The following is a 2,775-nucleotide window of genomic DNA, read 5'->3' as shown; positions in this document are numbered from 1 at the left end:
AGCATTTGCTATGTGAAAGTAGGACATTGCCAGGCTCCAAATAAGAGAAACCCGTTACAGCGATGTAACGGGTTTTTTGCTGTCTGGGATTTAATAAATAGCCGAAATCAGTAGAAAAACGAAACAGCTCGAGGGCGAGCCCTACGAAAGGCCGACCCGACACAATGATAATGTCGCATTTGCTATGTGACTCTCTACCGCTGTGGGCACCACGACATCGCCAGGCTCCAAATACAAGAAAGCCCGACTCGAAAGAGCCGGGCTTTTTTACGTCCGCAGAAAAGTGAAATACATGTCTTTACGTAATATCACCACCTCCGTAGCGTGGGTTGAGTATCACGAAACCCGCGGACAAGGCTCGCCTCACCAATCACAACCCATTTAACATATAGCTAAGTAGCTGTTTGTTTCTGTTTTAAGCTTTAAGAAAAACAATATTTATTCAACATAGCTAGATTACAAATATAATTTTGCTTTGTTACTGGCTTTGATTTAGGATCAAAATAGTTTAAAACCAAGAACTAATAGCCAGTGTATAGATTATTAATTAGTGCCATATCATTTATATTTTGTCTCTCTGTGTCGGCAGTTGAAGTAACTGATCTGTATCAAGATATATTAAAAGTCGATGATAAAAGTCGAGACACGCGTTTAGCCGCTAGCCGCAAAGCATTACTCAATGTTTTAGTAAAGGTAAGCGGGGATGAATCTGCTGATCAAAATAAGCTTGCTCAACAACGCACCAAAAACATTTCAGATTACATGCTCAAGTTTGAATACGACGAAAAAGCAAATGGACAGCTTAATCTAGTTGTTAAATTTGAAGCGCGTAAAATAAATGAATTAATCAAAGAATTAAATTTACCTCTTTGGGGCGTCCAGCGCCCATTAGTTGCTATTTGGTTAGGTATTGAAGATAACTGGCGTAGAGAGCTTGTTACACAAGAAAGCTATCCTCAGTTAGAGCAGCTTATATATGACAAAGCGGGTCGACGTGGTTTACCCGTTGTAGTGCCACTATTAGATTTACAAGACAGACGTTTGGTTGGCATTCCTGAAGTATGGGGTAATTTTTCAGAGCCTGTTGAAGAGGCGTCGCGCCGTTATAGTGCAGAGCGAAGCATTACAGCAAGAATGTATCAAGAGCCCGACAGCGAAACCTGGATTTTAGACTGGCGTTTTACTAATGACGATTTATTCGATTCAAACCGTCTTGAAGGTGATAAACAGCAAATAGTAGGCCAGATGATAGACCGCTTAGCGTTGGGATTAGCCAATGAATACGCTATCGACCCTAACGCGTATTATGAACAGGCTGCGGCTACGCTCACCTTAAAAGGCACTCAAAGCTTTGTCGATATTGAACTTGCAAAGCGTCGTCTACAAAGTTTGAGTGTAGTGACGCAAGCAACCATAATGCGCAAAACCCCAGAATTTGTTGAGTTTAAGCTTAACCACACCGGCAGTGTGGGCGATCTTAAAAAAGGCCTTGGGCTTGATAGTGCCTTTAGAGATTATGTTGACCCTCGCGCATTTTACCATGTTGTAGACAAAAACAGTCTTGAGTATCAGTGGGTCGGTGAGTAATGCTAAGTGCTGAGCCAATGCAAATGGCACTACCAGTCACCTTGCCTGATGATGAAACATTTGCTTCTTATTTTGGTGGGGAAGACTCTTTAGAGGTAAACCACCTTAAAGCGAGCTTCTCAAAGCTTGCCAACAAATTTCAGTACACTTATTTGTGTGGCTTAGGCGATTCTGGTAAATCCCACTTATTGTACGCAACCTGCATACAAGCCCAAGAGCGTGGCTTGTCAAACATGCTGTTGTCTATGCGTGAAGTTATCGACTTTGGCCCTATGGTGTTAGATGGTTTAGAAGCACTTGACGTATTATGTATTGATGATGTGCACTTAGTCGCTGGCAATGACGCATGGGAAAAAGCCCTTTTTAACTTTTTTAATCGCTTTAACGAGCCCGCAAAAATGTTAGTGGTTACGGCCGATTTGCTCCCTGACATGCTTAATATCACCTTGCCCGACTTAGAGTCTCGGCTAAAGTGGGGAACTACCTTTCAAATTCGATCAATGAGTGATGATGATAAAGCACAAGCACTGGTTAAGCGAGCGCATATGCGTGGGCTTGAACTAAGCGATGAATGCGCGCGCTTTTTATTGACTCGCTTGAGTCGTGATATTCGTGCTTTATTAGACGTATTAGACAAATTAGATCATGCATCAATGGCCGCACAACGAAAATTAACAATTCCCTTCATAAAATCAACGTTAAAGCTGTAGTAGGTCTAGAATCTAGACCCTGCTTTCAGTTATCATTAGTCAACAAAATTGTAATCACCTTCTGTGAAAGATCAGGTATCGAATGAACTTAGAAAATATTTTAGCGCAAGCACTTGAGGCAGTTGCCAGTGCCAGTGAAATCGCGCAACTAGAAGAGATCAGGGTTAATTACCTTGGTAAAAAAGGCGAAATCACAAGCTTACTTAAAACACTGGGTAAAATTGCTCCTGAAGAACGCAAAGAAGCAGGCCAAGTAATTAACCAAGCTAAGCAAGATGTACAAGCAGCCATTAACGAAAAGCGTGAGCTTTTAGCAAGTAAAGCGCTTGAAGAAAAGCTAGCAGCTGAAACAATTGATGTAACTTTACCAGGGCGCGTAATGCCTACGGGTGGCCTTCATCCGGTAACACGCACAATCGAGCGTATAGAAAGCTTTTTTGGCGAGCTAGGTTTTGAAGTTAAATCAGGCCCAGAAGTA

The 2,775-nt window shown here is 42.0% G+C and carries 2 protein-coding genes and 1 pseudogene; all 3 read left to right on the top strand.

All coding sequences use genetic code 11. From position 1 onward, the window contains the following. Window positions 1–531: 531 nt before the first annotated feature. The gene (locus OIZ54_RS17670; protein WP_154945829.1) at window positions 532–1,587 is read left to right on the top strand and encodes a DUF2066 domain-containing protein; all 1,056 of its coding nucleotides are present in this window, start codon (window positions 532–534) and stop codon (window positions 1,585–1,587) included. After that, complete coding sequence (gene hda / locus OIZ54_RS17665) at window positions 1,587–2,297, top strand: DnaA regulatory inactivator Hda (protein WP_186807298.1); 711 nt, start codon at window positions 1,587–1,589, stop codon at window positions 2,295–2,297. The genes OIZ54_RS17670 and hda overlap by 1 nt, the downstream gene beginning before the upstream one ends. An 82-nt stretch (window positions 2,298–2,379) precedes the next feature. Beyond that, window positions 2,380–2,775 (top strand): annotated as a pseudogene (locus OIZ54_RS17660) (phenylalanine--tRNA ligase subunit alpha); the annotation flags it as partial.

The sequence above is a fragment of the Pseudoalteromonas sp. A3 genome, from assembly GCF_025942345.1.
GTDB classification, from domain to species: domain Bacteria; phylum Pseudomonadota; class Gammaproteobacteria; order Enterobacterales; family Alteromonadaceae; genus Pseudoalteromonas; species Pseudoalteromonas atlantica.
Note: the sequence above shows the minus strand (reverse complement) of the source record. Positions and strands in the feature narration are given on the sequence as shown.